At 62.7% G+C, this 25,137-nt stretch carries 24 protein-coding genes; 7 read left to right on the top strand and 17 right to left on the bottom strand.

The features are described from left to right. Nucleotides 1-14 precede the first annotated feature (14 nt). The gene (locus LDN70_RS07970) at nt 15-3,971 is read left to right on the top strand and encodes a Pls/PosA family non-ribosomal peptide synthetase (protein WP_223942253.1); all 3,957 of its coding nucleotides are present in this window, start codon (nt 15-17) and stop codon (nt 3,969-3,971) included. Between the two features lie 11 nt (nt 3,972-3,982). After that, nucleotides 3,983-5,317 (top strand): M1 family metallopeptidase, encoded by a 1,335-nt coding sequence (locus LDN70_RS07965; protein WP_223942252.1) that lies wholly within the window; start codon nt 3,983-3,985, stop codon nt 5,315-5,317. A gap of 3 nt (nt 5,318-5,320) precedes the next feature. Here LDN70_RS07965 and LDN70_RS07960 read toward each other — a convergent pair whose 3' ends face one another. The 5 genes from LDN70_RS07960 to LDN70_RS07940 all read right to left on the bottom strand — a co-directional run bounded on the left by LDN70_RS07960 (nt 5,321) and on the right by LDN70_RS07940 (nt 11,709). Further along, nucleotides 5,321-5,959 (bottom strand): 4'-phosphopantetheinyl transferase family protein, encoded by a 639-nt coding sequence (locus LDN70_RS07960; protein ID WP_223942251.1) that lies wholly within the window; start codon nt 5,957-5,959, stop codon nt 5,321-5,323. Nucleotides 5,960-6,092: 133 nt separating this feature from the next. After that, nucleotides 6,093-6,959: a trypsin-like serine peptidase gene (locus LDN70_RS07955; protein WP_223942250.1), complete on the bottom strand. Its 867-nt coding sequence runs from the start codon at nt 6,957-6,959 to the stop codon at nt 6,093-6,095. Between the two features lie 183 nt (nt 6,960-7,142). Continuing rightward, complete coding sequence (pheT, locus tag LDN70_RS07950; RefSeq protein WP_223942249.1) at nt 7,143-9,686, bottom strand: phenylalanine--tRNA ligase subunit beta; 2,544 nt, start codon at nt 9,684-9,686, stop codon at nt 7,143-7,145. A gap of 2 nt (nt 9,687-9,688) precedes the next feature. Further along, nucleotides 9,689-10,750: a phenylalanine--tRNA ligase subunit alpha gene (gene pheS / locus LDN70_RS07945; RefSeq protein WP_142939605.1), complete on the bottom strand. Its 1,062-nt coding sequence runs from the start codon at nt 10,748-10,750 to the stop codon at nt 9,689-9,691. A 203-nt stretch (nt 10,751-10,953) separates the two neighbouring features. After that, on the bottom strand, nt 10,954-11,709 hold the full coding sequence (locus LDN70_RS07940) for an LppM family (lipo)protein (protein WP_223942248.1): 756 nt from the start codon (nt 11,707-11,709) through the stop codon (nt 10,954-10,956). Between the two features lie 17 nt (nt 11,710-11,726). On the opposite strand from LDN70_RS07940, the gene LDN70_RS07935 reads away from it, so the two are divergent. Together LDN70_RS07935 and LDN70_RS07930 are read left to right on the top strand one after the other, a co-directional pair. Then, the gene (locus LDN70_RS07935; protein ID WP_166842800.1) at nt 11,727-12,179 is read left to right on the top strand and encodes a hypothetical protein; all 453 of its coding nucleotides are present in this window, start codon (nt 11,727-11,729) and stop codon (nt 12,177-12,179) included. Then, on the top strand, nt 12,176-12,805 hold the full coding sequence (locus tag LDN70_RS07930) for an SIMPL domain-containing protein (protein WP_223942247.1): 630 nt from the start codon (nt 12,176-12,178) through the stop codon (nt 12,803-12,805). Before LDN70_RS07935 ends, LDN70_RS07930 begins: the two co-directional genes overlap by 4 nt. Here the strand turns inward: LDN70_RS07930 and pcp are convergent. Further along, the gene (gene pcp, locus LDN70_RS07925; RefSeq protein WP_223942246.1) at nt 12,802-13,443 is read right to left on the bottom strand and encodes a pyroglutamyl-peptidase I; all 642 of its coding nucleotides are present in this window, start codon (nt 13,441-13,443) and stop codon (nt 12,802-12,804) included. The two genes, LDN70_RS07930 and pcp, sit on opposite strands and share 4 nt — an antisense overlap. A 91-nt stretch (nt 13,444-13,534) precedes the next feature. Between pcp and LDN70_RS07920 the strand changes: the two genes are divergently transcribed. After that, nucleotides 13,535-14,626 (top strand): Rv2578c family radical SAM protein, encoded by a 1,092-nt coding sequence (locus LDN70_RS07920; RefSeq protein WP_223942245.1) that lies wholly within the window; start codon nt 13,535-13,537, stop codon nt 14,624-14,626. 10 nt (nt 14,627-14,636) lie between these two features. Here the strand turns inward: LDN70_RS07920 and LDN70_RS07915 are convergent, their stop codons facing one another. Next, the gene (locus tag LDN70_RS07915) at nt 14,637-15,071 is read right to left on the bottom strand and encodes a (deoxy)nucleoside triphosphate pyrophosphohydrolase (RefSeq protein ID WP_142939611.1); all 435 of its coding nucleotides are present in this window, start codon (nt 15,069-15,071) and stop codon (nt 14,637-14,639) included. A 134-nt stretch (nt 15,072-15,205) separates the two neighbouring features. On the opposite strand from LDN70_RS07915, the gene LDN70_RS07910 reads away from it, so the two are divergent. Further along, nucleotides 15,206-16,450 (top strand): MFS transporter, encoded by a 1,245-nt coding sequence (locus LDN70_RS07910; RefSeq protein ID WP_223942244.1) that lies wholly within the window; start codon nt 15,206-15,208, stop codon nt 16,448-16,450. Between the two features lie 131 nt (nt 16,451-16,581). Here LDN70_RS07910 and LDN70_RS07905 read toward each other — a convergent pair whose 3' ends face one another. The 4 genes from LDN70_RS07905 to infC form a co-directional block, all read right to left on the bottom strand. Then, nucleotides 16,582-17,493: a TrmH family RNA methyltransferase gene (locus LDN70_RS07905; protein WP_223942243.1), complete on the bottom strand. Its 912-nt coding sequence runs from the start codon at nt 17,491-17,493 to the stop codon at nt 16,582-16,584. A gap of 26 nt (nt 17,494-17,519) precedes the next feature. Beyond that, complete coding sequence (gene rplT / locus LDN70_RS07900) at nt 17,520-18,203, bottom strand: 50S ribosomal protein L20, sunset domain variant (RefSeq protein WP_142939614.1); 684 nt, start codon at nt 18,201-18,203, stop codon at nt 17,520-17,522. Between the two features lie 119 nt (nt 18,204-18,322). Further along, nucleotides 18,323-18,517: a 50S ribosomal protein L35 gene (gene rpmI, locus LDN70_RS07895; RefSeq protein ID WP_011774324.1), complete on the bottom strand. Its 195-nt coding sequence runs from the start codon at nt 18,515-18,517 to the stop codon at nt 18,323-18,325. Nucleotides 18,518-18,634: 117 nt separating this feature from the next. Continuing rightward, nucleotides 18,635-19,672: a translation initiation factor IF-3 gene (gene infC, locus LDN70_RS07890; RefSeq protein ID WP_238703447.1), complete on the bottom strand. Its 1,038-nt coding sequence runs from the start codon at nt 19,670-19,672 to the stop codon at nt 18,635-18,637. Between the two features lie 394 nt (nt 19,673-20,066). Here infC and LDN70_RS07885 point away from each other — a divergent pair, with 394 nt between their 5' ends. Next, the gene (locus LDN70_RS07885; protein WP_142939616.1) at nt 20,067-20,465 is read left to right on the top strand and encodes a DUF1844 domain-containing protein; all 399 of its coding nucleotides are present in this window, start codon (nt 20,067-20,069) and stop codon (nt 20,463-20,465) included. Nucleotides 20,466-20,539: 74 nt separating this feature from the next. Here the strand turns inward: LDN70_RS07885 and LDN70_RS07880 are convergent, their stop codons facing one another. The 6 genes from LDN70_RS07880 to hisB are packed head-to-tail and all read right to left on the bottom strand — an operon-like array spanning nt 20,540 to nt 25,126. Next, entirely contained in the window at nt 20,540-21,844 is a 1,305-nt protein-coding gene (locus tag LDN70_RS07880; RefSeq protein ID WP_166842805.1) for an MFS transporter, read from the bottom strand. Nucleotides 21,845-21,895: 51 nt separating this feature from the next. Next, nucleotides 21,896-22,807, bottom strand: coding sequence for an SseB family protein (locus tag LDN70_RS07875; RefSeq protein ID WP_166842806.1), 912 nt, complete (start codon nt 22,805-22,807; stop codon nt 21,896-21,898). After that, nucleotides 22,807-23,550 (bottom strand): bifunctional 1-(5-phosphoribosyl)-5-((5-phosphoribosylamino)methylideneamino)imidazole-4-carboxamide isomerase/phosphoribosylanthranilate isomerase PriA, encoded by a 744-nt coding sequence (gene priA, locus LDN70_RS07870; protein WP_142939619.1) that lies wholly within the window; start codon nt 23,548-23,550, stop codon nt 22,807-22,809. Before priA ends, LDN70_RS07875 begins: the two co-directional genes overlap by 1 nt. A 50-nt stretch (nt 23,551-23,600) precedes the next feature. After that, the gene (locus LDN70_RS21290) at nt 23,601-23,759 is read right to left on the bottom strand and encodes a CG2302 family histidine operon protein (RefSeq protein WP_170224929.1); all 159 of its coding nucleotides are present in this window, start codon (nt 23,757-23,759) and stop codon (nt 23,601-23,603) included. Beyond that, nucleotides 23,760-24,503 (bottom strand): imidazole glycerol phosphate synthase subunit HisH, encoded by a 744-nt coding sequence (gene hisH / locus LDN70_RS07865; protein WP_142939620.1) that lies wholly within the window; start codon nt 24,501-24,503, stop codon nt 23,760-23,762. Further along, on the bottom strand, nt 24,500-25,126 hold the full coding sequence (hisB, locus tag LDN70_RS07860) for an imidazoleglycerol-phosphate dehydratase HisB (protein ID WP_223942242.1): 627 nt from the start codon (nt 25,124-25,126) through the stop codon (nt 24,500-24,502). The genes hisH and hisB overlap by 4 nt, the downstream gene beginning before the upstream one ends. Nucleotides 25,127-25,137 lie beyond the last annotated feature (11 nt).

Genomic DNA, 25,137 nt, shown 5'->3' with positions numbered 1-25,137 from the left:
GAAAAGCTGTGCCCGTGAGTACAGAACATCCCGTGGGAGCCGGGCCGGCGCCTGCCTTGACCACTTATCGCCCCCAGTTCCCGGGCGGCACCGCAGCACCCGCCGGGCGGACCCTCGTGGACATCCTGGAAGAGACCACTGAGTCCTTCCCCGAGGCCTCGGCGCTGGATGACGGCCATAAGTCTTTGAGCTATACCGAGCTGCTGAAGGCAGTCAAGGCTTTCGCCGCACGGTTGAACACTTTAGGGCTTGGACGGGGAGACAAGATCGGCGTCCGGATCCCCTCCGGAACCAACGAACTCTACATCGCCATCTTGGGAATCCTGATGGCCGGCGCCGCCTACGTTCCCGTGGATGCCGACGACCCCGATGAGCGTGCCCGCCTGGTGTTCGGAGAGGCCAAGGTGGGGGCAGTCATCGCCGCCGGCTTGGAGATCCAGCTATCCGGAAGGGCACAGGAGCCTGTTTCCACAGCGACCAAGCCCGGGCTGGACGACGATTCCTGGATTATCTTCACCTCCGGATCTACCGGCACTCCCAAGGGCGTGGCCGTTAAGCACCGTTCCTCGGCCGCGTTCGTCGATGCCGAAGCCCGGATCTTCCTCCAGGCTGAACCCATTGGACCCCAGGACCGGGTGCTTGCCGGCCTGTCCGTAGCCTTCGATGCCTCGTGCGAAGAGATGTGGTTGGCGTGGCGTCACGGAGCTTGCCTGGTACCCGCACCACGAGCCCTGGTTCGGACCGGCATGGATCTGGGGCCGTGGCTCATCAACCATGGGATCACCATCGTGTCCACGGTGCCCACCCTTGCGGCTCTGTGGCCGGCTGAAGCGCTGGAAAACGTCCGACTCCTCATCTTCGGCGGCGAAGCGTGCCCGCCCGAGCTGGCCGAACGCCTCGCCGTGGACGGCCGCGAGGTCTGGAACACCTACGGCCCAACTGAGGCGACTGTCGTTGCCTGCGCTGCTCCCCTTGGCGGACCTGGCCCCGTGCGGATCGGCTTGCCCCTGGATGGTTGGGACCTCGCCGTCGTCGATCCGCAGGGCGTTCCGGTGGCTGAAGGCGAGATCGGGGAACTGATCATCGGCGGCGTGGGACTGGCCCGCTACCTCGATCCCGCCAAGGACGCAGAGAAGTACGCTCCCATGACCTCGCTGGGATGGGACCGCGCTTACCGCTCCGGTGACCTGGTGCGTTTCGAAGCGGAAGGCTTGATCTTCATGGGCCGGGCCGATGAACAGGTCAAGCTAGGCGGGCGACGGATCGAACTGGGCGAAGTAGATGCAGCGCTTCAGTCCTTGCCTGGCGTTGCCGGTGCCGCTGCGGCCGTGCAGACGACGGCGGCCGGTAATCAGATCCTTGTTGGATACCTGGCCCCCGCTGACGGTCATGAAGTGTCCATGGAGGAGGCACGCCGGCTCCTGGGCGAGAGCCTCCCTGCCGCGTTGATCCCGTTGCTGACCGTGGTGGATTCGCTCCCCACCAAGACCAGCGGCAAAGTTGACCGCCACGCACTCCCCTGGCCACTTGCAGGAGCGGGCGCCACCGAGGCCGGCAACGCGCCGCTGAACCTTCCAGATGACGCACGCTGGGTTGTAGAACAGTGGGAGGCGGTACTGGGCACCCCGGTCAGCTCGCTCGACGCTGACTTCTTCGTCTACGGGGGCGGATCCCTGGCTGCAGCCCAACTCGTTTCCGCCCTTCGCGTCCGCTACCCCACCATCACCGTGGCTGATATCTATGCCACGCCGCGCGTCGGCGCGCTGATCGAGGCCGCACGGCAATCACTCCCCGACGGCGGCCTGCCGGGGCCCGCTGCTGAGCGCACCGTCCGCCCTACTGCGTTGAAGTCGCAAATATTCCAGGTGCTGATGGGCGTGCCATTGCACATCCTGGTGGGCATGCGGTGGCTGACCTACCTGATGGCTGCAAACAAGCTGCTGGCGGACTTTGCCGGCTTTGCTGCAGCACCCGTGGTGTCCTGGTGGTGGATCGCAGTATCCTGGCTCATCTTTGTCAGCCCCTTGGGGCGGATGACAATCTCAGTGGTTGCAGCCAAGGTGCTGCTTGGCAAGATCCAGCCCGGCACCTATCCGCGTTCCGGGAAGACTCACCTGCGGCTCTGGCTCGCCGAGCAAATTCAAGACCTTTCCGGTGCCATAGGCCTGGCCAGTGCTCCCTTCGTCCCCTACTACGCACGCGCTCTTGGTGCCAAGATCGGCAAGGACGTCCACCTGCACTCTTTGCCCCCGGTCACCGGCCTGTTGTCTTTGGGCAGCGGAGCCAACATTGAGCCCGAAGTGGACCTTTCCGGCTGGTGGGTGGACGGGGATTCCGTCCACATCGGACAAATCCATGTGGGAGCTGGTGCCGTTGTGGGAGCACGAAGCACCCTGATGCCCGGAGCGACCATTGGGGCCGGTGCCCACGTCGATGCTGGATCGGCCGTGCTGGGCAAAGTGAAAGCCGGACATCTCGTGGCCGGCTCCCCCGCGGAGCGCCGTGGTAAAGCCAAGCACGAATGGCCGAAAACCGTCAGCCGGCGGTCCGTGGTTGACCGGTTCTGGTTGATCGCCTTCGCCAGCGCTTCGGCTCTGCTGGCCCTCATTCCCTATATCTCCGCATTCGCCGGCGCGCTGGTGATCCTGGCCTTTATCCAAGGCAACGAATCGCTGCAAACAGCACTTCCACAGATTGCCCTGGCTGTCCCGCTGGCCGCCCTGGTGTGGTTCTTCGGCAACCTGATTCTCATCCTGGTAGTTGCCCGGCTCCTGGGCTTGGGCCTACAAGAGGGCTACTACCGGGTCCGCAGCCGCGTTGGCTGGCAGGTTTGGGCCACGGAACGCCTTCTGGACATGGCCCGGGACCTTCTCTTCCCGGTCTACGCCAGCCTTTTCACACCGATGTGGCTGCGCCTCCTCGGGGCCAAAGTTGGGAAAAACGTGGAAGCCTCCACGGTGCTGCTTGTTCCGAAAATGACCACCATCGGCGACGGCGCCTTCCTGGCTGACGACACCATGGTGGCCTCCTACGAGCTCGGTGGAGGCTGGATGAAGATTGCTCCAGCCAAAATAGGGAAACGCTCCTTCCTTGGCAACTCGGGCATGACCGCTGCGGGACGAAACGTGCCCAAGAACTCCCTTGTTGCGGTACTGTCCGCCACCCCGGCCAAAGCAAAGTCAGGCACCTCCTGGCTGGGCAGCCCGCCCGTCAGGCTGCGCCGCACCGCGGTGGCCGCTGACCAAACCCGCACGTTCCAGCCTCCCCGCAGGCTCAAGATTGCGCGGGCCTTGTGGGAACTGTGCCGTTTGGTGCCTGTCATCCTGACGGTCGCCATCGCCCTCAGTGTCATGCTGGTGCTGGACTGGATAGCGAGCGGATGGGGCTACTGGCTGGCAGCCGTCCTTGGTGGTGTGGTGATGCTGGCAGCAGGGGCCGTAGCTGCACTGAGTTCGATCGTGGCCAAATGGGTTCTGGTGGGGACCATCCGGGCCGGCGAGCACCCGTTGTGGAGCTCCTTCATTTGGCGCAACGAGGTGGTGGATACTTTCATCGAGATGGTGAGCGCCCCGTGGTTTGCGCGCTCTGCTGCAGGAACTCCTGCCTTGGTGTGGTGGTTGCGCGGACTTGGCGCGAAAATCGGCCGCGGCACCTGGTGCGAAAGTTACTGGCTCCCCGAAGCCGACCTCGTGACCCTCGGTGAGAATTCCACCGTCAACCGTGGTTGCGTGGTCCAAACACACCTCTTCCACGACCGTGTCATGAGCCTTGACACCGTCACGCTCGGTAACGGAGCCACCATGGGTCCGCATGGCGTCATCCTCCCCGCGGCCAGTATCGGCAACGGCGGAACCGTTGGCCCGGCGTCGTTGGTCATGCGCGGCGAAACCGTCCCGGCCGGTTCGTATTGGATGGGCAACCCGGTGAGCCCCTGGGTGGGTCCGTCGGCACAAGCGCCGCGCCTGAAGTAGATTGGACGGATATGGCCGCACCAATCACCACTCCCACGACCGAAGCCGACCCCTACGCCTTGAACCACGGCAGCAGCGCCTACCGCGTGGACAGGTACGAGTTGGACCTCGATGTCAGGCTGGGCAGCAACAAGCTGATCGGCAAGGCGGTCCTGCGTTGCACAGCCTTGGAAGCTACGCCGCAGATTGTTCTTGACCTGGTGGGCCTGCGGGCCAGCAAGGTTCAGCTGGACGGCAAGAAGCTGCAGAAGTTCAGCCACCGGGCCGAACACCTGGTGCTTAACCCCGCGTCACCGCTCAAGGCGGGCCAGCAGTTCTCCCTCGAGATCCGCTACGACGGCAATCCGCAGCCGCGCCGCGGCCTCTGGGGCGATGTGGGTTGGGAGGAACTCAACGACGGCGTCCTGGTGGCCGGACAGCCCAACGGCGCGGCGTCCTGGTTCCCCTGCAATGATCATCCGCGCTACAAATCAAGCTTCTTCATCTCCGTGACCACTGACGACAACTACCGTCCCGTGTGCAACGGCAGGCTGATCTCCCACTCGCGCAAGTCGAGCAGGGAAACCTGGGTCTACGAGCAGGCTGAGCCCATGGCGACGTACCTGGCCACAGTGCAGATCGGGCGCTACGCCAAGGTTCCGCTGCACGTGGACGACACCCATCACAGGGTGCCGCAGTTCGTCGCAGTCACGCCCGAGTTGGCCGTGGATGCTCTTCAAGGCCTGCGGCGCCAGCCGGACATGATGCGCACCTTTGAGGATTGCTTCGGGCCGTACCCATTCGCCGACTACACCTCAGTGGTGACCGAGGACGAACTGGAAATTCCTCTCGAAGCCCAAACCGTCTCCATCTTCGGCCGAAACCATATGCGTGATACCTGGGATGCCCAGCGTCTGATCGCCCACGAGCTTTCCCACCAGTGGTTTGGTAATTCCCTCACGGTCACCAGCTGGAAGGATATTTGGCTGCACGAGGGCTTCGCCTGCTACGCGGAGTGGTTGTGGTCAGAAGAATCCCGCACCATGACGGTGTCCGCGCGGGCAACGGCCGCGTGGAAGAGGCTTAGCGCCGGTCCCCAGGATCTGCTGGTAGGCGATCCCGGTCCCGAGCTGATGTTCGATGACCGCGTCTACAAGCGGGGTGCCCTGGCCGTTCACGCTGTGCGGATGGCAGCCGGGGACGAGGCGTTCTTTGGTTTCCTTCAGCACTGGACTGCCTTGAACAGGCACGGATCAGTATCAACAGAATCCTTTGTAGTAGCTGCAGATTCGTTCATACCGGGTTTCGATGCTGCCTCGATTCTTCGGCCGTGGCTCTACCAGTCCGCGCTGCCCGCGCTTCCGTAATCCTCAGCCGATAGCCAGGGCTGCGACGAGCCCGTCAGGAATTTCAGCGCCCGTAATGTCCCGCAGGCCAGGACGGTCCAGCACATCCAGCTCCGCGGGATTGTGCCTCAAACCTTCACCGGTCATTTTCAGCCAGGCTTCTTTGCGCGCCCACAGCCGGGCGCGTTGGCTGGATCGATCCCGGGGCGGGGTGGACGCTATAAAGTTTCTCTCGTTTACGGTCAATGCGACATCGTCAAAACCTTCGAACGCTGCTTGGCCGACCACTTCAAGGTCCACTCCCAGCCGGAGGCCATCCGCTGGATGTACGACGCCGGCCAGCAGCACCCAGCCCGACGCCCGGGACGCGCTCAGCACCAAAGGTGCCGGACCGCCGTCGAGCATGAACCCAGGGCGACCGTGGTCCTGGCGGGGGCCGCACTGCGGGCAGTGATAGTTCGGCACCAGCCGGGCAGGGTCCAAGTCGAGGAGCGCGGCGGCGAAGCGCTGGAGAGCGAGCCGGCCGGCAACGAATTCTTCCCGGTCCTTGGCGTTGGCGAAACGGAGTGCGCGTTTCTGGGCTGGTTCACCGAGACCCTTAAAGCTGGCACCAGGGGTAGGCACAAGATGGAGTTCGCGCAGCTCAAGCACCGGGCTGTCCATCCCGACCTCCTCTCCGGTTTTCTCCCCAGCAAACTGTAGCCGCTTCTCCCGCGCCCCACCCTCGGACGTACGTGTTCCCCGCAGTCAGGATCACACTGCGGGGAACACTTGTTGGCGGGTTAACTCAGCTGGGCTATTTCACCGAGGTCAGGTAGTTCGCCAGCGTAGGCGTGATGCGGGTGCCTGAGTTGGAGCTGCCACCGTTGGTGTGGATGGCAACGATGGTGGTGGAATTGTTGTAGACAGGGGCACCACTCTGGCCACCATAAGTGTCCATCTTGTAGAACACCTTTTCCGCCTGCGTGCTCTCGATGGGTCCGGTCATGGACCACATGGTGCCGAATGCCTTGTCTCCCGGATAGCCGCGCACTGTGGTGCTGGTTCCATTCAGGCTGGCGGTGGTACCGGTGTAGTTGAGCCAGCCGGTGGTGTTGCCGATAGTGCAGTCGAGCTTGATGACGCCCCAGTCGGCGTTGGTGTTCGCCGAGTCGATCCAGCGCTGGTCCGTGAAGATCTCCGTTGCACCGCATGTGCCGTAGGGGTCGGTTGAACCATTACGACCTGGGGCAACTTTGACGCCCCAGGAGTAGTCGGCCTCGGAGCCGGTGCCGCCCTCATGGACACAGTGTCCAGCCGTCAGCACGGTGTCATCGGAGATCAGCGCGCCGGAGCAGATGTAGCCGCCGTTGAACTCAATCTGCACGATGGAGCGATTGGGGGCTGCCGTGGTGTTGGTGATTCTTACCCGGCCATCGGCGCCGATGACTGAGTCCGTGGAAGCGCCGCCATTCTTGGTGGGTGCGGCAATGGTGTACTTGTCGGCCAGAGGGGATGCGGCTGAGCCCGACGTCTTCGTCTTGTCCACCGTGTGCCCTACGGGCTGAACCTCGGCAGCGGTTACTTGGGGCGTCGACCCTGACGCCACTGCAGCTCCACCAAACGAGGACGTCAGGACCATTACTGCTGCCCCGACAAGCAAAGCAACGTTCTGCTTCTTCATGGGTACCTTTCAAAGGACGGCTCTTATGGAACCGTGCGAGGGATGTGATACACATGTTTCACATGTGCATGACAAAACTGTCATACACGCATGAATAGTCTGTCAAGATGCTGGGAGTTCAATCTCGATAAAAGAAAATCCCCGGAACCATATGGTTCCGGGGATGATCAATCGCGAGCAATATCAGCGCTGCACAGCTCCGAAGCGCTCGGCTGCAACAGCAACGGCTGCAGCGCGGGCTTCGGATGCCTCATCCGCAGTCAGAGTACGGTCATCGGCGCGGAAACGCAGGCCAAAGGCGAGCGACTTCTTGCCCTCCTCAATGCCGGGACCCGCGTAGACATCGAACAGCGCAACGTCTTCGAGAAGCTCGCCTGCGCCTTCACGCAGCGCTGCCAGAACCTGGTCTGCCGGCACATCCTGCGGGACAACCAAGGCGACGTCCTGCGTCGCAACAGGGAATCCGGAGATGTGCTTGGCCACGATCACGTCAGCAGCAGCTTCGAACAACGCTTCCACATTCACCTCAAGCGCCACGGAGCGGGCAGGCATGTCGTGCGCAGCCAGCAACTTCGGGTGGAGCTCGCCGGCGTAGCCCACTACGTCGCCGTTGCGCAGCGAGAGCTGAGCTGCACGGCCAGGGTGGAACGCCTGGTGGCTTCCCTGGCTGACAACCAATTCCACGCCCAGAACATCGGCGATCAGGCGTGCCACGTCAACAGCGTCTGCCCAATCCCACGCCCGAGGCGTGTGCGTCGCAGCGGCCGGTGAATCATGTCCGGTCAGGACAGCGGCGATGTGCAATGGCTGGTGCGGGACGCCGTCGTACAGTGCATCCAGAACCTCATCGGAAGGCTTGACGCCCAGCGGCGGGATGGAATCCGCGCCCAGGGTTTCGCCCGGGAGGAACACCAAACCTGCCTCGTACACAGCCAAATCGCGGAAACCACGTGAGTGGTTGCGGCGGGCTACCTCTATAAGGCCCGGCAAGATGGACGTCCGGAGGTATCCCTGTTCCTCGCTAATGGGGTTCGCCAGCTTGAGGGCCGGCCGGGCTTCACCTTCAGCTGGAACGCCAAAGGTGTCGTTGGCGGCCTTGGAGACAAACGGGTAGGACAACACCTCTGTGAGTCCTGCATCAGCCAAAGCCTGGACTACCCGGCGCTTTTGCTGCTGGCTGCGGCTCAAACCACGGCCCGGAGGCGCCACCGGAAGCGTTGAAGGGATGTTGTCGTAGCCCACCAGCCGGGCGATTTCCTCGGAGAGGTCTTCCTTGGTTTCGAGGTCATTGCGCCAGCTCGGAGCGGTCACAACGTAACCCGACGACGTCTTCTCCACAGTTGCACCCAGGTCCACCAAGGATGTGGTGATCTGCTCTTCGGTGAAATCGATGCCGATCCGGGCGGCGGCGAACTCGGCGGGCAGTTCAATGGTGACAGCCTCAGGAGGGGTTCCGACGTCGGTCCCGGCCTCGTCTGCCGTACCCCCGGCAAGTTCCACCAGGAGGTCAACGACGCGCTGCGCAGCGATGTTGGCAACGTGCCAATCAACACCGCGCTCGAAGCGCTTGGAAGCTTCGGACGGCAGCTTGTGCCGGCGACGGGACCGGGCGATGGAGACCTCATCGAAGTGCGCGGCTTCCACCAGGATGTTCGTGGTGGAATCGGACACCTCGGTGTGTGCACCGCCCATGACGCCTGCAATGCCAATAGCACCCGAGTCATCCGTGATCAGGAGATCTTCGACGTCAAGCGTGCGCTCTTTGTCATCGAGCGTGGTGATCTTCTCACCGGCCACCGCACGACGAACCACGATGTCGCCCGAGAGCTTGTCCAGGTCGTAGCAGTGGTTGGGCTGGCCCAACTCAAGCATCACGTAGTTGGAAATATCCACCGGCAGCGAGATGGAGCGGACCCCGGCCAGGCGAAGGCGGGAGGACATCCACGGCGGTGTGGGACGGGAAGCATCCACGCCACGGACTGTGCGGGCCACAAAGCGGTCGCATCCGGGCTTGCCGTAGATGGGCGCGTCGTCGTTGAGCTTGACGCCGTAGCCGCCCTGCAGGGAAGCCGGTGCGTTGACCTTGGACGCGGGGTCCGTGAACGACGTTCCGGTAGCGTGGGCGTACTCGCGGGCCACACCGCGGATGGAGAAGGCATACCCGCGGTCCGGGGTGACGTTGATTTCGGCTGCTTGGTCGTACAGACCCAGCAGTTCCATCGCGTCTGAGCCGATTTCCGGGTCCAGTCCGATGCGCGAGAGCACCAGGATGCCGTCGTGATCATCGCCGATACCCAGCTCACGGACGGAAGCGATCATGCCCGCGGACAGGTGACCGTAGGTCTTCCGCGCCGAGATCTGGAAGTTTCCGGGCAGAACGGCGCCCGGCAGGGTGACAACAACCTTGTCGCCCTCAACAAAGTTGTGGGCACCGCAAATGATGCCCTGCACGCCGGAAGGATCAATGCCCTCGCCGGTAAGGGTCTGCTCCTGGCCCTCGGGAACCACGCGGACCTGGCACCAGTTGATGGTCTTGCCATTGGTCTGCGGCTCCTTGACCAGGCTCAGAACCTGGCCAACCACAACGGGACCCGTCAGCTCATCCGTGGGACGGTGGACTTCTTCTTCTTCGAAACCAACCTTGACCAGGTCAGCCATGACGTCTTCGGCCGTTGCATCGGCCGGAACCTGCGCGAATTCACGCAGCCAGGAAAGTGGGATACGCACTGTTAGATCTCCATCCCGAAGTGCTCGCTGAAACGTACGTCGCCTTCGATCATGTCGCGCATATCGCCGACCTCATTGCGGAACATGAGCGTGCGCTCTATGCCCATACCGAAGGCAAAACCTGAATAGATGTCCGGATCGATGCCGGCTGCCCGGAGGACGTTGGGGTTGACCATGCCGCAGCCGCCCCACTCGATCCACCGCGGACCGCCCTTGGCACCCGGGTGCCAGATGTCGAGCTCCGCGGACGGCTCGGTGAACGGGAAGTAGTTGGGCCGCAGGCGGATGGAGGCGTCGTCGCCGAACATCTGGCGGGCGAAGTGCTCCAGCGTTCCACGGAGGTCCGCCATGCTGAGGTTCTTGTCGATCGCCAGCCCTTCGAACTGGTGGAAGACAGGCGTGTGCGTGGCATCGAGTTCATCGGTGCGGAACACCTTGCCCGGGCACAGAACATAGATGGGCACTTCGCGTTCCAGCATGGAACGAACCTGCACCGGGGACGTGTGCGTGCGCATCAGCAAGTGGGCTTCGGGTGGCTCCACGAAGAACGTGTCCTGCATTTCGCGCGCCGGGTGGTCCGGCTTGAAGTTCAGGGCATCAAAGTTGAACCACTCGGACTCCACCTCGGGGCCTTCGGCGATTTCCCAACCCATGCCAACAAAGATGTCCGAGACGCGATCCTGCAGCGTGGACAGTGGGTGCCGTGCACCGGCACGCCGACGACGCGGACCCGCCGTGACATCCACAGTTTCCTCCACCAGAATGCGGGCGTCGTTCTCGGCTTCGAGAACCTGGGTCCGGGCTGCGAGCGCCTGGTTGACCCGGCCACGGGATGAACCCATGAGCTTGCCGGCGGCAGCCTTGTGTTCCTTGGCGAGGCCACCGATTTCACGGTTGGCCAAGCTCAGCGGCGACTTCTCACCGGTGTGGGCGAGGCGGACAGCCTTGAGTTCTTCAAGGGAGGAAGCAGCCGCAATAGCAGCAATGGCGTCCTCGACGGCGGCGGTGATGGCGGCTTCATCCAGCGGATTCGGGATGGCAGCGCCTGGCAAAGTGTCAGTCATCTACTGTTCTTAGCTACGAGTAGGGAACGGCCTGGCAAGGCAGGCCTGCAAAACGAAAGGGTAGTGCTCGCCGCGGACGGCAGGCACTACCCTTCAGTCTAGTTGAACCTCACAGTCGGGATTTAACCGCCGCGAATTTGTACAGCCCATGACCCGGCGGGAACCGCTGAGGGGCAGTAGCTGTCCCAGAAATCCGGCAGCGCCTAGGCGCCGGAAGCGGGCGGTGCCGGCGGCGGCGGAGGTACCGGGCCGTCGCCGTGCGTTTGGCCCGGCGGTGGGGCGGGCTGCTGAGCCGGCGCACCCGGAGTGTAACCTTGCCCTGCCCAGTCCTGCTGGGGGCGCTGGGCCGGCGGTTGGGGCTGGGACTGGTAGCCCTCCTGGCCCGGCTGGACCTGCTGTGCCTGATAACCCGGCTGGGCTGCATAACCCGGCTGTCCGTACGGAGCTGCACCGGCGAGCGCCGGTTCCTGCCGGGAAGACCTCTTGCGCAACAGGACGAACAGAAGGACAAGCGCGGCGGCAATGACAAGGACTGCCACGAGGATCCAGATGATCCACATCGGAATTCCAGCGTTGGCCTCTGCCTTGGCTTGGACCACTGACTCATTGACGGAAAGCATGTCAAACGTGGCCGTGTTGCCATCAACTGTGGCACCTTTAGCCTCCACCACTTTGCCCGGGAAAGTGAATTTCACAGACGCTTCGTCGAACATGGACTTCGCCATGGCGGATGATGAGGAGTCGCCGCTTTCACCGCCGGTCACTCCGCCCATGGAGATGACGTAGAAGTCCCCGTCCCTTTTCAGTTCGAAGGGGCTCTCGGAGCTGGATGACTCCGCCAGCTTGGCTGGGTCCAGGTTGGCAGCGGTGATCCGCTTGCCTTTGTACTTCTCATCCTCGTAATCCACCACGGTGGCACCGTCGGGGACGTCTATACCCCGTGCCGCGCCATACACCACCGGGTTAGCATGGCTTCATGACTCCCGCGCAGCGCGTACGGCAGATCGCAAACGTCCTCAACCTCTCCACGCCGTTGGGATTGGTGGTGGCAGCTGCGTCCCGGTGTGCCGTGTCCAGCGGCCCCCGCGGGCTTCTGATCGCTGCCGGATATCACTGGAAACTCCCACACGCCGGCGCTTTTACCCTGGGCAACGTCATCTTGTACCGGGCGCCGCAGGGCGTGGCCGGAAGCAACACAGTGCTCTTGGGCCATGAGGAACGGCACAGTACCCAGTACGCGTACTGTCTCGGCCTTCCCTTCCTGGCCCTTTACGGCATCGCCGCTGGTTGGTCCATGCTTCGAAGCGGGAATCCGGCGTCGAGGAATTTCTTTGAACGGCAGGCCGGCCTTGCAGCTGGCGGCTACGTTGACACTCACCCCCGCCGGCAGGGCAGCCCTGCGGGCCAGCGAATCGAGGCCGAAGCATGAACCGAACCATCACTGTCACGGGAACCGCGAGCGCGAAGGCGGTTCCGGATTTGGTGACCTTGACGCTCGGTGTGGAAACGCGCCGCGGCACGGCCGCTGAAGCCTATGACGACGCCGGCAAGACGGCCAACGCTGTTGCAGCCAGTTTGCGGGGTGCGGGTGTTTCCGCGCTGGATCTTCGAACGAGCGGATTGGACCTTCGCGCAGACCTTGTCTGGGTGGAGGGGCAAGGTCAGAAAGTGACAGCCTACGTGGCTTCCACCGATCTGCAGGTGGGCATCCGTTCCCAGGCGGACGCTCCAGCTGCGATTGCTGCCGCTGTTGCTGCCGGCGGAGACGAGATCCGGATTAACGGGATAGAACAAGGCTTTGCAGATTCTTCTTCCGTCACTGCCCAGGCGCAGGAGGCGGCGTGGCAGGATGCTGTGGCCCGAGCCGAACAGTACGCATCGCTGGCTTCGTCCCGGCTTGGGAAGGTGGTCTCCATCTCCCAGGAGCCGCTGCACGGCGGCCCCATACCCTTGGGTGGAATGGTGAGGGCATCCTTCACTGCGGAGTCCATGCCCCTGGAAGCTGGAGAGTCCTCGGTTTCGGCGAGCATCCGGGTTGAATGGGAGCTTGTTTAGCGGATAGCCCCGGCCGAATATTTCACATCGGCCTGCGTGTGCAGGGCAGTCCTGACAATATCGGCGATTCCTTCTGCCATCGTCTCCAACGGCATGGACGGCGTTGCGCTGCCTTCCGGAAGCTGCTCCGGCAGATAGGGGACGTGGACGAATCCGCCGCGGATACCGGGCTTGGCTGCCAACGAGTGCATCAGCGCATAGAAGATGTGGTTGCACACGTAGGTGCCGGCAGATTGTGAGACTTCTCCCTTGATTCCCGCGATCTGGAGGTTTCGGAGCGCAGCTTTTATGGGCAAGCTGGAGAAGTATGCCGCAGGCCCGCCCGGGACGACCTCTTCATCAATGGGGCGCTGCCCTTTGTTGTCCGGTATCCGGGCGTCATCGCAGTTGATGGCGACGCGTTCCAGGGAAATCCGTCCACGGCCTCCGGCAAGGCCAGTGCAGACCACAATGTCAGGGTTCAGACGGGCTATGGCATCGGTGAGAACCTTTGCCGACTCGCCAAAGACGCACGGCAGCTCCACCGCTTCAACGGTGATGCCTTTCGCGGCGAGCAACTCCCTCGCCCGCCGCGCTGCCAGCCACGAAGGATTCACAGTGTCCTCAGCAAAAGGTTCGAAGCCGGTCAGCAGAATCATGGGCCAACCTTAGCAATGCGCCAGCCCCTGTGATCCGGTCATTGGTCTCAAGGCCTTGACATTCATTCGAACATACCTTCGAATAGAGTCCATGAGATGGGACGCACAAGCATTGTCACCTTCGCGTGGACCGGCGTCAGAAACCAGTGACACTCAGGCTCCGGGCCCTGCCCCGGCACTGGATGCCTTGTTGCCACTGGCCGGGCTTGTGCGTTCCATCTCAACACCCGAGTTCTCGGGCGTCACCTTCCATGAGGTCACCGCAAAGTCAGTGCTCAACAAGGTGCCAACCGGATCCAACATGCCGTTTGAGTGGACCGTTAATCCGTACCGCGGTTGCAGCCATGCCTGTGTGTACTGCTTTGCCCGCAAGAGCCACACGTACTTGGAATTCGACGCCGGCCGGGATTTCGATTCGCAAGTGGTGGTCAAAATCAACGCCGCCGAAGTTCTCCGCAAAGAACTGGCTAGACCCTCCTGGCAACGTCCGCAAGTGGCCCTGGGTACCAACACAGACCCCTACCAGCGCGCAGAAGGCCGCTACGCCCTCATGCCAGGAATCATCCGAGCCCTTGCCGATTCAGGAACACCATTCTCCATTCTGACCAAAGGCACACTGCTGGCGCGGGACATTCCGCTGCTCAAGCACGCAGCTACGCAAGTGCCTGTGGACCTGGGCATCTCTCTGGCCATGACCAACGAAGATCTGGCTGCACTGATCGAGCCCGGCACTCCTTCTCCCAGGGCGCGCTTGAAGCTCATCGCCCGCCTTCGAGACGCCGGCCTAGGATGCGGCGTTATGGCCATGCCGATTCTCCCGTGGCTCACGGACTCGGACGAAGCACTCGACTCCCTCTTCACTGAACTGACCAAGGCTGGAGCCACCGGAGTCACCGCGGGCGCTTTGTACCTCAAGCCCGGAACACGCGAGTGGTACACGCAATGGCTGGCCGCCCAGCATCCGCAACTTGTGGGTAAGTACCGGCGGCTCTATGGCCAGGGATCCTATGCCTCCAAGGAGTACCGCACCTGGCTCACAGGAAGGATCACCTTTTTCAAGGCGAAGTACGGCTTCACTGGGACGTCTGGATTCAGCCATCGGAATGCCCGCGGCGCTTCCGGTCCCACAGCGGCCCCCGCGCGAGTCAGTGCTCCCCTCCCGGGGCAACAGCCGCTCTTCTAAGCGTTTGTGCTCACGCTGGAGCGGCAACCCTATCCAGCAAAGCCCGGACTATGGGCAGGTCCGCCGGTATCCACGGAAGACCGAGTAGTTGGTCACTGTCAGCTAACGACACCCAGCGCAGTTCATCGTGATCTTCCAGGGGCCGAGGCTCCCCCGCTGTCAGTTCGGCAAACCACACCCGCATGGCAGCGCGCTCGTTGAGCGTCCACCCGACGATGTTGCCGGACTCCAGCTCCGGTCCCAGGTTCACTTGAACTCCCAGTTCTTCGGCGAGCTCCCGGTGCAGGGCATCCTCCGCTGTTTCTCCGGTTTCCACCTTGCCGCCCGGAAATTCCCACATCCCTGCAAACTGGGGTGGTGCTGTGCGGCGTGCGGCCAGCAGGCGGGTCGGGGCCTCCAGGGAGTCGACGACGGCGGCGCCCACGACATTTATCAATCCAGTCACCGCAACAGTCTATGGTGGTCCGGACCATGGGCATCGTCACAAACCGGCCCCAAGTCACTGGCCCGGGACTAAACTTGTTATCGGATTTTTCTCCGCATTCCCCAGCCCACAAGGCACCCTCAAGAAGCAGGCTTATGACTACCACCGTGTCCCCGTCCGCCACCGCCAAAACAGCAAGGAACCACCTTGGCCTGGCAATCCTGGCCCTGGCCATGGGCGGATTCGCCATCGGAACCACCGAGTTCGCCATGATGGGCCTGTTGAAGGAGATCGAGGAAGGGCTGGGCATCAGCACCCCCGAGGCCGGCAACCTCATCTCGGCTTACGCCCTGGGTGTGGTCATTGGCGCTCCCGTCTTTGCAGCGTTCGGGGCAAAGCTCCCCCGAAAGCACCTTGCCCTGGGGCTCATGCTGTTCCTGTCCGTGGCGAACCTGACGTCTTTCATCGCACCCGACTACGGCTTCATGCTGCTCTCGCGCTTTGCTTCGGGCCTTCCCCACGGAGCCTTCTTCGGAGTGGCAGCCGTCATCGCTGCCGGCCTCGTCGCCCCTACCAAGAGGGGATGGGCAATCTCCATGGTGATGGCAGGACTCACGGTCTCCAACGTCATCGGCGTCCCTGTGGCCACGTGGGTGGGTCAGACCTTCGGCTGGCGGCTGCTCTTTGTCATTGTCGGCGCAATCGGACTCTTGACCGTTGCCATGGTGTGTAAGTTCGTCCCCTTCGAAGCAGCCCACCCGGAGGCGAGCATCCGGCGCGAGCTCGGAGCACTCAAGCGGCTTCAGGTTTGGCTGGCATTGCTGATCGGCGTCATTGGATTTGGCGGCTTCTTTGCCGTGTACACATACATCGCACACACCATGACATCCGTGGCTGAAATACCCGAAAACCTGATCCCCGCCGTCGTGGCCCTCTACGGACTAGGCATGGTGGTGGGCAATATCGTTGGCGGACGCCTTGCCGACAAGTCCGTGATGGGCACCATTTACTGGGTCATGCCGGGAATCGCCGTAGCGCTGGTGGTTTATGCCATCGCTGCGCACTGGGCTTGGGCCGCTTTCATCATGGCGTTCGTAGTGGGCGGCATCGGCTCCATGCTGACCCCTGCCCTGCAGACCCGACTCCTGGACGCTGCACCTGGCGCGGCATCGTTGGCATCCTCTCTGAATCACTCAGCCCTTAACATCGCCAATGCTCTCGGCGCGTTCCTTGGCGGAACTGTTATTGCCTGGGGTTGGGGCTACGTTGCTCCGGCGTTGGTGGGCGCTGTGCTGGCCATCCTCGGCCTTGGAGTAGCTTTGCTCAGCGGCCTGCTGGAGCGCAGAAAGCCCCTGTTCACGTCCCCGCCTACAGACGCCGCGGAACCGACGCGCCCCTGATCAGGAGCCACGGATCCGACGCGCCGCCCAACACCTAGCGACGAGACAAAGCGCAGGAACAAAAAGATGGGCTCCGCCGTAGCGGAGCCCATCTTTTGCGTTAAATCTACGTGGTCAAAGCCTAGAGCTGTTTACACATTCCCCGCCCTGGCGCTCTGCTGGGAACGCGCACTGGCATAAAGGCACACGGTGGCGGCCGTGCCCAAGTTCAAGCTTTCAGCTGCCCCGTAAACGGGTACGGCCACCCGGTGATCAGCCAGTGCCAGCTCGGCATCCGACAACCCCTGTGCCTCGTTACCGAAAAGCCATGCCGTAGGAGACTCGAGGGCATAGTCCGAAGCTACGGAATCATTCCCGAGTCTCCGCGCCGCATTCTCGTCCTGCAGCTGGTCCAGGTTGATGGATCCATAGCCATCAGCGGCCAGAATGCCGATCCCGCGCTCCCGGCACTGCGCTACGAGCTGGTCAACATCGGCGCCGAGTACAACCGGCAGGTGGAAGAGGGAACCCGCAGTAGAGCGGACAGCTTTGGGGTTGTAGATGTCCACGCTCGAGCCGGTGAGGACAACAGCATCGGCGCCGGCAGCATCGGCCGCGCGCAGCACAGTTCCGGCGTTGCCGGGGTCGCGCACCTGGCACATCACCGCGATCAGGCGGGGACCGGCGTCGAGTACCGACTCAAGGCTGACATCCACGAAGCTGCACACGGCAACAATGCCCTGGGGGTTTACAGTGTCAGCCATGGCCGCAAGGACTTCGTCACTGGCAAGCCGGAGCAGGGTTCCCTGTGCGAGGTCGGCAAGCTCAGGAAGGCGCTCCAAGCACGCTTCACTGGCAAAAACTTCATGCACGACGGCGGGACCTCCGGCCGCGGTGCGCTCACGGTGCAAGGTCAACGCCTCACGCACCGCTTGCGGTCCTTCTGCAAGGAAACGACCGCGCTTTAAACGGGCCGGGCGCCCGGCAAGCTTGGCGACGTCCCTCACCCGATCAGCTCGGGGGTTGGTCATCGGAAAGTCTTGCGGGCGCCCGGTTTCGTTCATATAAAGAACTTTAGTGGCAGTTGCGACTAGTTCTTGATCTGCTGGCGGGCTTCTCCGCCTGCAGGCTCAAAGCCGGCAGCCTTTGCAGCCTCAACCGTGGAGAACCAGTATTCAGCAGCGGTGGTGTTGTACCAGGTGGAACCCGGAACGTGGTACTTCTTGGACTCAGCGTTGCCCTTGATGGCGTAGCCTTCCGGAGCCTCGTCGCCATCAGCAGCAACTGCGCCGTCGATGGCCGGCTTCTCGGAAACGACAGCCTTGACAGCGGTTGCAGTGGCAGCAGCCGGAGCAACCTTGGCAGCCTTGGGAGCAGCAGCCTTGGGAGCAGCAGCAGCGGCCGGAGCGGACGTGTCAGCCGGAAGTGCTGCCTTGGCGATGTTCACCAGAGCGGCGAAAGCGTTGGCGTCGGAGACAGCCAGCTCGGCCAGCATGCGGCGGTCAACCTCGACCTCAGCGGCCTTGAGGCCCTGGATCAGACGGTTGTAGGTGAGGCCGTTGGCGCGGGATGCAGCGTTGATGCGCTGGATCCAGAGGCGACGGAAATCGCCCTTCTTCTTGCGGCGGTCACCGTAGCTGTACACAAACGAGTGCAGCAGCTGCTCTTTGGCCTTACGGTAAAGGCGCGAACGCTGACCGCGGTAACCCTTTGCGCGTTCGAGGACAACCCTGCGCTTCTTGTGGGCGTTTACCGCCCGCTTCACACGTGCCACGTGCGTACTCCTTCAGAAATCTTTATCCCAAGCTGCTACTGCCGGAAACCCGGCCGGCCTGAGAAGGCTTTTGGTGTAGTCGGTCCCTGCCGGATGGCAGTAACCAAAGAACTTGGAACTTAGACGCCGAGCATCTTCTTGATGACCTTGGCGTCGCCCTTGAAGACGAGCTTGTCGCCGGCGAGGCGACGGGTCAGCCTGGAGGACTTGTGCTCCAGGTAGTGACGGCGGTTGGCCTGCTGACGCTTCAGCTTGCCGGTACCGGTCAGCTTGAAGCGCTTCTTAGCACCGCTGTGGGTCTTCATCTTCGGCATGGGAACCGATCTCCTTACGTATCCACGGACAAGTCCGCGATTCTATCGTGCAGCCGGCCTACGAGGGTCGGCGTGCTGGTTGCTTGCCGATGGAGGCAGAGCCTCCACGGCGTTGAACTAGTTGGTCTTGCGTGATGCTGGCTTGGGCGCAGCCTTGGGAGCTGCGGGCCGAGCTGCCGGCTTGGGAGCTGCCGGCTTGGCGACGGGCTTCGGAGCCGAAGGAACTGCGGGCTTCGGGGCGGCTGCCGGAACCACTGGCTTCGGAGCTGCTTCAGCTGGTGCAGCCTTGGCGGCGGGGGCTGCCTTCGCAGGTGCCGGTGCTGCCTTGGCGGGAGCTGCTTTGGCCGGTGCCGGCGCTGCCTTTACTGCAGGCGCCTCCACTACGGGTGCTTCTTCAACATCCGGAGCAGGTGCTTCTTCAGCAACCGGGGCCTCTTCAGCAACCGCTGCTTCCTCAGCAGCGGGAGCTTCTTCAGTAACCGATGCCTGGGCCTCGGGGGCTTCGGCCGCTTCCTGCGTGGTCTCCTCTTCGGTGACCTTGAAACCCTCGGGCAGAAGGTCAGCGAGGCTCTGAGTCATCGGAGCCTGCTCGCCCTTGGTGTCAACACGTCCGGACGCCTTGGCTTCATTCTGCGCCTTGGCTTCAGCACGCTGCGTAGCGCGGCGCGCTTCAGCCTTGGCTTCAGCCTTGTTCTTCAGGGGGCCGATCACCATGACCATGTTGCGTCCGTCAATGCGCGGGCTGGACTCGATGATGCCAACCTCAGCAACATCTTCAGCGAAGCGCTGCAGCAGGCGGATACCCATCTCGGGGCGCTGCTGCTCACGGCCGCGGAACTGAATCATGGCCTTCACTTTGTCGCCGGCACCGAGGAACCGAAGTGCGTGTCCGCGCTTGGTTTCGTAGTCGTGCTTGTCGATCTTCAGGCGGAAGCGGATTTCCTTCAGAACCGTGTTGGTCTGGTTCTTGCGGGCCTCGCGGGCCTTCACTGCGGCTTCGTACTTGTACTTACCGAAGTCCATCAACTTGCAAACAGGAGGCTTAGCCTGCGGGGCAACTTCAACGAGATCGAGATCGGACTCGGCAGCAAGACGCAGGGCGTCCTCGATGCGGACAATTCCTACCTGTTCGCCGGCAGGACCGACCAACCGCACCTCGGGGACGCGGATACGCTCATTGATTCTTGGCTCGCTAATGTTAAAGCTCCTGTGGTTGTGGTGATGTCACCGGCAAATAGAGAAGGCCCCCAATTGCTGGTGCAATCGAAGGCCTCGAAGATCGGTAGCACTTCCTCCAGGGAAGCACACGCATCCGGAGGCAGTGCCTCCAAAAGCGTCCGACCAGGTACCCGGCAACCTCTTGTCCCGAAAAGGGATCCTGTCCCCGAAGGGAGCGGCTGACGCGGGTGGGAGAGAACTCCGCTTGCAAACTGAAAACCAATTCTACAGAAACAACCCGCCAAGCGCACATTGCGTGAGGCGGGAGCATGTATTGCGCATGTTGCCTGTGAATAACGACTTCCAGTCGGTCTGTGACAAGCTTACCAGTATGAGCACTGAAGACAGCAATTCCCGTAACTCCTATAGCGAAGACGCCGCCCCCGCCGTTGATGCCGGGGTGTCCCAGCAGATCCGCGACATCGCTGAAGTTCCGGCCGTGGAAGTTATTACTACCGGCGCCGTCCACCTCATGAGTGCGGCGGCCGTCAAGGTTGGCCTGGCAGATGACCCCAATGCCGAGGACCTCAAGGACTTGGACGAGGCCCGCAAGCTGATCACCGCCCTCGCCGGCCTGGTGTCGGCAGCCGCCCCGGAGATCGGTTCACAGCACGCAGGTCCGTTGCGCGATGGCCTGCGCTCACTGCAACTGGCCTTCCGCGAAGCGTCACTCATTCCCGACGCACCGGGCAAGGGCCCGGGCGAAAAGTTCACCGGACCGGTGAACTAGCACCAACTACGGCAAGAAACTACGACGGCGGGTCGACCAGGTGGTCGACCCGCCGTCGTCGTCAGGTGAGCTTTTCAGACCCGTGCTGCCCGGCGACGCAAGGACGTCAGGACGAGTCCCGCCGCACACAGGACGACGCCGGCGATTCCCACGGCCGCGAACCCGCCGGACGGTCCAACGGTGTCGATGAAGACTCCGGCCAGAGGTGCGCCGAGCGCGACTCCTGCGGTCAGCGCGGAGCCGTACCAGCCCATGGCTTCACCCCGGCGCTCTTCCTCAACGAGGTCAGCCACCTTCTCGGAAGAGGCAGACAAGACCGGGGCGCACAACAAGCCAGGCAGGAGCGAGAGGAACGCCAGAGTCCAGGTGTCCTGGGCAAATCCCATCGGAATAGTAAATGCGGCCATGCCCAACAGCAGGAGCATGGGCGAGATGGACCGCTTCATGGACCCGTAAATGAGGCCACCAACCACCGACGCGGCGCACCAGAAGAAGAACACAATACCGATTTCATTCTGGTGCCCGCCGCGTTCCAACAGACCCACGATGCTGACATCGGAACCGCTCAACACCATGCCCGATCCCGCAGCAACAGTGAAGAGTGCACCAACAGAGACGGTGAACCACGTAAAGTTCCTGGCCACACGATTTCTAAGGCCTGCAGTTCGGGATGTCGACGACGCCATTTCCGACGCCGCCTCCTGGACGTGGGCAGGCGCTGACGCCACCATCGCTGCCTCGGCAGCAACCAGGTCAGCTGCAGCCCGGTCCGCGGACTCCTGCGGAGTACAGACCGCTTCGCTGCGGGTGGGCGGGTTGAACCACATCAGGAACAGCCCGGCCACGGACACGGAGACGCCCACGGCCGTGAGCCCAATAGCCGAAAAACCGCTGGTGGCGACGATTGCCCCCACAGCCGGCCCGATCATGAAGACCAGCTCGGTGGCGATGGAGTCGAGGGCGAACGCCGAACGCCGCTGCTCGCCGTCGACCATGACGCCCAGAGACTGCCGGACGACACTGAAGATCGGCAGCGTGAAAAGGCCGCCGACGAACACCAGCGGCAGCAACCACTCGTAGGAAACATGCGGGACGATCGACCAGATGACAGTCTCCGAGACGACTGAAGGGATCAGCGCCTTGCGGAGGCCCACCATGTCTACGCGGCGGCCGCGCCAAGGAGCGCCCAGCGCAATGCCAATGGTCATCACAGCAGCTGCTGCACCGGCGGCGGCATAACCCTGGCCAAGTGTGAGCACGATGTGCAGCGTGAGCAGCACGCCAGCAGCCGAGTGCGGAATGCGGGCAATCATGCCCACTATCAGCAAACGCCGGACAGGTCGGATGGACAGCATCTCTTTATAGAGAGCGAAGTTCACTGGCTAAATCCTCTTGTTCCCCAGGGCAGCCCCGGGGAACCGGTACTGCCGTTAATACTGCGTGGGCTCCTGTGCTGCACGCTGCAGTTTTACTTCCATGGAATCAACGCTTTCGGCAAAGGAATCCATTTGCGCCCACGCCTCGTTCAATTGGGCAACGAGAGTTTGCACTGCTACGGCGTCGAGTCCATCCTCAAGGAAAAGAACAACGCGTAGTTCCGGCCCCGCACCGCCTCCTGAGACCTGGCGGCCATCGGCCGTCAGCGACGCAACACCGCCGCCGGGTTGCGTCTCAAGGCGACGGACCGTTTGAAAGGCCGAGACCGTTGAAGCGAGAGCTGACTCCAGTTGATCATCAAGGTATGACGGCGTCCAGTCCTTCTGCTGGGCAAGGGCCCACACGGCCGGGCGCCGCACAACAAAGGCAAAGTCGGAACCGGGATCCAGCACCAACAGCTGCGCGCCCTCGGATACCGCCGAAAGCGCCGCACGCGCGGCGTAAACGGCAACCGGCCGGGCCTCCGAGTGCCATGCCTCGAGAGCGGCTGCGGAGGTAAAGACCGGCATGGCCGTGCGGCCATCAGGAGCCTTCAGTGTGACCAAAGCCATATCCGCTTGCTTGTCAGCGTGCAGGCCGTCAACGCCTTCTGCTTCTTCAGCCAACTGAGCAACTACCGGAACGAAAACCCGTGCCGTCGCCAAGGAGGCCACAACGTCTGCCTCGCTGCCGGTTCCGTTGATCAGAGCCGCGACGGCGGCTACGTACCCGGGGTCCGCTGAGCCGTCGTCGTCCTCGAAATTGTGGATCTTGGCGTCGTCACCGCTGAGGCTCCTACCGGCCCAGGGCTGGCCTGCAGAGTCCGTAGCTCCCCCGGCGCCGGCCAACGCAGCCGCGATGTGGCCGGGTAGCTCGCGCCTGGCCTGACCTTGATCCCCGTGCTGGTGACCTGCGTTATGAGGCATCAGCGGCGGCCGGCAACGTCCAGTGCTTCGGGCAGAGTAAAGGCACCGGCGTAGAGAGCCTTGCCAACAATCGCACCTTCAACACCCAGCGGGACCAGTTCGCGCAGGACACGGAGGTCTTCCAGGCTGGAGATACCGCCGGAGGCGACCACAGGCTTACCGGTCTTCTCAACCATCTGGCGCAGAAGTTCCACGTTCGGCCCCTGAAGGGTTCCATCCTTGGTGACGTCGGTGACTACATAACGCGCACAGCCGGCATCCTCGAGGCGGGCAAGAACCTCCCAGAGGTCGCCGCCCTCCTTGGTCCAACCGCGTCCGGCAAGCGTTGTGCCGCGGACATCAAGGCCGACGGCGATCTTGTCACCAAAGCGGTCGATCGCACGGCGGGTCCACTCGGGGTTCTCCAACGCCGCGGTTCCAAGGTTCACGCGGGCGACACCCAGTTCCAGTGCACGCTCAAGAGACTCGTCATCCCGCAGTCCGCCGGAGAGCTCCACCTTGACGGCGAGCTGCGACACCACCTCGCTGATGAGCGCGGCGTTGTCTCCACGTCCGAAAGCTGCATCGAGGTCCACCATGTGCACCCATTCGGCACCGGCGTTCTGCCAGTTCAGTGCTGCTTCCAGCGGGGTCCCGTAGCTGGTTTCCGAGCCTGCTTCTCCTTGGAGGAGGCGGACCGCTTGGCCGTCAACAATGTCAACGGCCGGCAGGAGTTCCAGAACGGACTGGGCGGAGGAGGTCATGTGTGTCCTTGAAGTTCGAAAAGGGTGATGCGGCTAGTTGAACGACTGGTTCAGTTTCCCAGCGTCAGGAGATAGGCGGCCAGGAGGGACATCCCTGCCAGCACGTAGAAAGAAATAGAAACCCAACGCGGCTTTTTCTGCTGATGGAAGGAGATCCCCCCACCTACCAGCAGGCCGGCGAGGCCCATAAGTAATACCGACCACCACATCTAAGCGGCACCGCTTCCGGATTCTTTCGAAGCGGGCTTACGGAGGCTATCCACCCAGTTTCGCAGGAGCCGGGCCCCGGCATCCCCTGACTTCTCCGGGTGGAACTGCGTGGCGCAGAGCGGGCCGTTTTCCACTGCGGCAATGAAGCGTGCACCGTGCTCGGACCACGTCACCATGGGAGGAGCCATACGGGGCTGAACGACGTCGAAGTTCCACTCCTGGACTCCGTAAGAGTGCACAAAATAGAAGCGTTCCTGTTCAACACCTTCGAACAGCTTTGAGCCTTCGGGGACGTCCACGGTGTTCCAACCCATGTGCGGCACCACTGGAGCGGGAAGGAGCTCAACCTTGCCTGGCCACTCAGCCATGCCTTCGGACTCGGTGCCGTGCTCAACTCCGGCTTCGAAGAGAACCTGCAAACCCACGCAGATGGCCAGCACAGGACGGCCACCGGCAACCCGACGCCCTATCATGCGGATGGCATCAACGGACTTGAGTTCCTTCATCACGGTCTCGTAGGCACCAACTCCGGGCACCACCAGACCATCAGCGTTGAGCACGTCCTCAGGCTTGGAGCTCAACACCACGTGCGCGCCCGCACGTTCGAGGGCGCGGACGGCAGAGCGAACGTTGCCCGATCCATAGTCCAACACGGTGACGGTTGGCTTGCCTTCAGGCGACTCCGGCTTTACGGACGCTATGGCGTCGGCCACGGCTCCATTGTTCAGAATCTGGCCGCTCATAGTGCGCCCTTAGTGGAGGGAATGCCCTCCACACGGGGATCGGACTCAACAGCTGCACGCAACGCGCGGGCAAAGGCTTTGAACTGGGCCTCAACGATGTGGTGGGGGTCGCGGCCGGCCAGGACGTTCATGTGGAGGCAGATTCCGGCGTGAAGCGTAATTGCTTCAAAAACGTGACGGGTCAACGATCCCGTGAAGTGTCCGCCGATCAGGTGGTATTCCTGTCCGACCGGCTCGCCACCGTGCACCAGGTAGGGTCGTCCGGAAACATCAACGACGGCGTGCGCCAAGGCTTCGTCCAAAGGAACCGTGGCTTCACCAAAGCGACGAATACCGGCTTTATTGCCCAGCGCCGTTCGGAGGACCTCGCCGAAGGTAATGGCGACGTCTTCCACCGTGTGGTGGGCGTCAATGTGGGTGTCGCCAGTAGCTTTGACGGTCATGTCAATCAGGGAATGCTTGCACAGAGCCGTCAGCATGTGGTCGTAGAACGGAACCGAAGTGCTGATATCCGAGACGCCTGAACCATCCAGGTTAATCTCCACCAGGACCGAAGACTCACTGGTGGTGCGCTCCATGCGCGCGGTGCGGGCAGCGGTCGGCGCGGCGCCGGTTTCGCTCATTGGGACATCCT

The sequence above is a fragment of the Arthrobacter sp. StoSoilB22 genome, assembly GCF_019977315.1.
GTDB lineage: Bacteria > Actinomycetota > Actinomycetes > Actinomycetales > Micrococcaceae > Arthrobacter.
This window is presented reverse-complemented; position numbering and strand designations above follow the sequence as displayed.

What these genes read in the sequence shown, in the direction of transcription:
- LDN70_RS07965 (WP_223942252.1), top strand. Translation starts at nt 3,983, where the DNA reads ATGGCCGCACCAATCACCACTCCCACGACCGAAGCCGACCCCTACGCC.
- LDN70_RS07960 (WP_223942251.1), bottom strand. Translation starts at nt 5,959, where the DNA reads ATGGACAGCCCGGTGCTTGAGCTGCGCGAACTCCATCTTGTGCCTACC.
- LDN70_RS07955 (WP_223942250.1), bottom strand. Translation starts at nt 6,959, where the DNA reads ATGAAGAAGCAGAACGTTGCTTTGCTTGTCGGGGCAGCAGTAATGGTC.
- pheS (WP_142939605.1), bottom strand. Translation starts at nt 10,750, where the DNA reads ATGACTGACACTTTGCCAGGCGCTGCCATCCCGAATCCGCTGGATGAA.
- LDN70_RS07935 (WP_166842800.1), top strand. Translation starts at nt 11,727, where the DNA reads ATGACTCCCGCGCAGCGCGTACGGCAGATCGCAAACGTCCTCAACCTC.
- LDN70_RS07930 (WP_223942247.1), top strand. Translation starts at nt 12,176, where the DNA reads ATGAACCGAACCATCACTGTCACGGGAACCGCGAGCGCGAAGGCGGTT.
- pcp (WP_223942246.1), bottom strand. Translation starts at nt 13,443, where the DNA reads ATGATTCTGCTGACCGGCTTCGAACCTTTTGCTGAGGACACTGTGAAT.
- LDN70_RS07920 (WP_223942245.1), top strand. Translation starts at nt 13,535, where the DNA reads ATGAGATGGGACGCACAAGCATTGTCACCTTCGCGTGGACCGGCGTCA.
- LDN70_RS07910 (WP_223942244.1), top strand. Translation starts at nt 15,206, where the DNA reads ATGACTACCACCGTGTCCCCGTCCGCCACCGCCAAAACAGCAAGGAAC.
- LDN70_RS07905 (WP_223942243.1), bottom strand. Translation starts at nt 17,493, where the DNA reads ATGAACGAAACCGGGCGCCCGCAAGACTTTCCGATGACCAACCCCCGA.
- rpmI (WP_011774324.1), bottom strand. Translation starts at nt 18,517, where the DNA reads ATGCCGAAGATGAAGACCCACAGCGGTGCTAAGAAGCGCTTCAAGCTG.
- LDN70_RS07885 (WP_142939616.1), top strand. Translation starts at nt 20,067, where the DNA reads ATGAGCACTGAAGACAGCAATTCCCGTAACTCCTATAGCGAAGACGCC.
- LDN70_RS07875 (WP_166842806.1), bottom strand. Translation starts at nt 22,807, where the DNA reads ATGCCTCATAACGCAGGTCACCAGCACGGGGATCAAGGTCAGGCCAGG.
- priA (WP_142939619.1), bottom strand. Translation starts at nt 23,550, where the DNA reads ATGACCTCCTCCGCCCAGTCCGTTCTGGAACTCCTGCCGGCCGTTGAC.
- LDN70_RS21290 (WP_170224929.1), bottom strand. Translation starts at nt 23,759, where the DNA reads ATGTGGTGGTCGGTATTACTTATGGGCCTCGCCGGCCTGCTGGTAGGT.
- hisH (WP_142939620.1), bottom strand. Translation starts at nt 24,503, where the DNA reads ATGAGCGGCCAGATTCTGAACAATGGAGCCGTGGCCGACGCCATAGCG.
- hisB (WP_223942242.1), bottom strand. Translation starts at nt 25,126, where the DNA reads ATGAGCGAAACCGGCGCCGCGCCGACCGCTGCCCGCACCGCGCGCATG.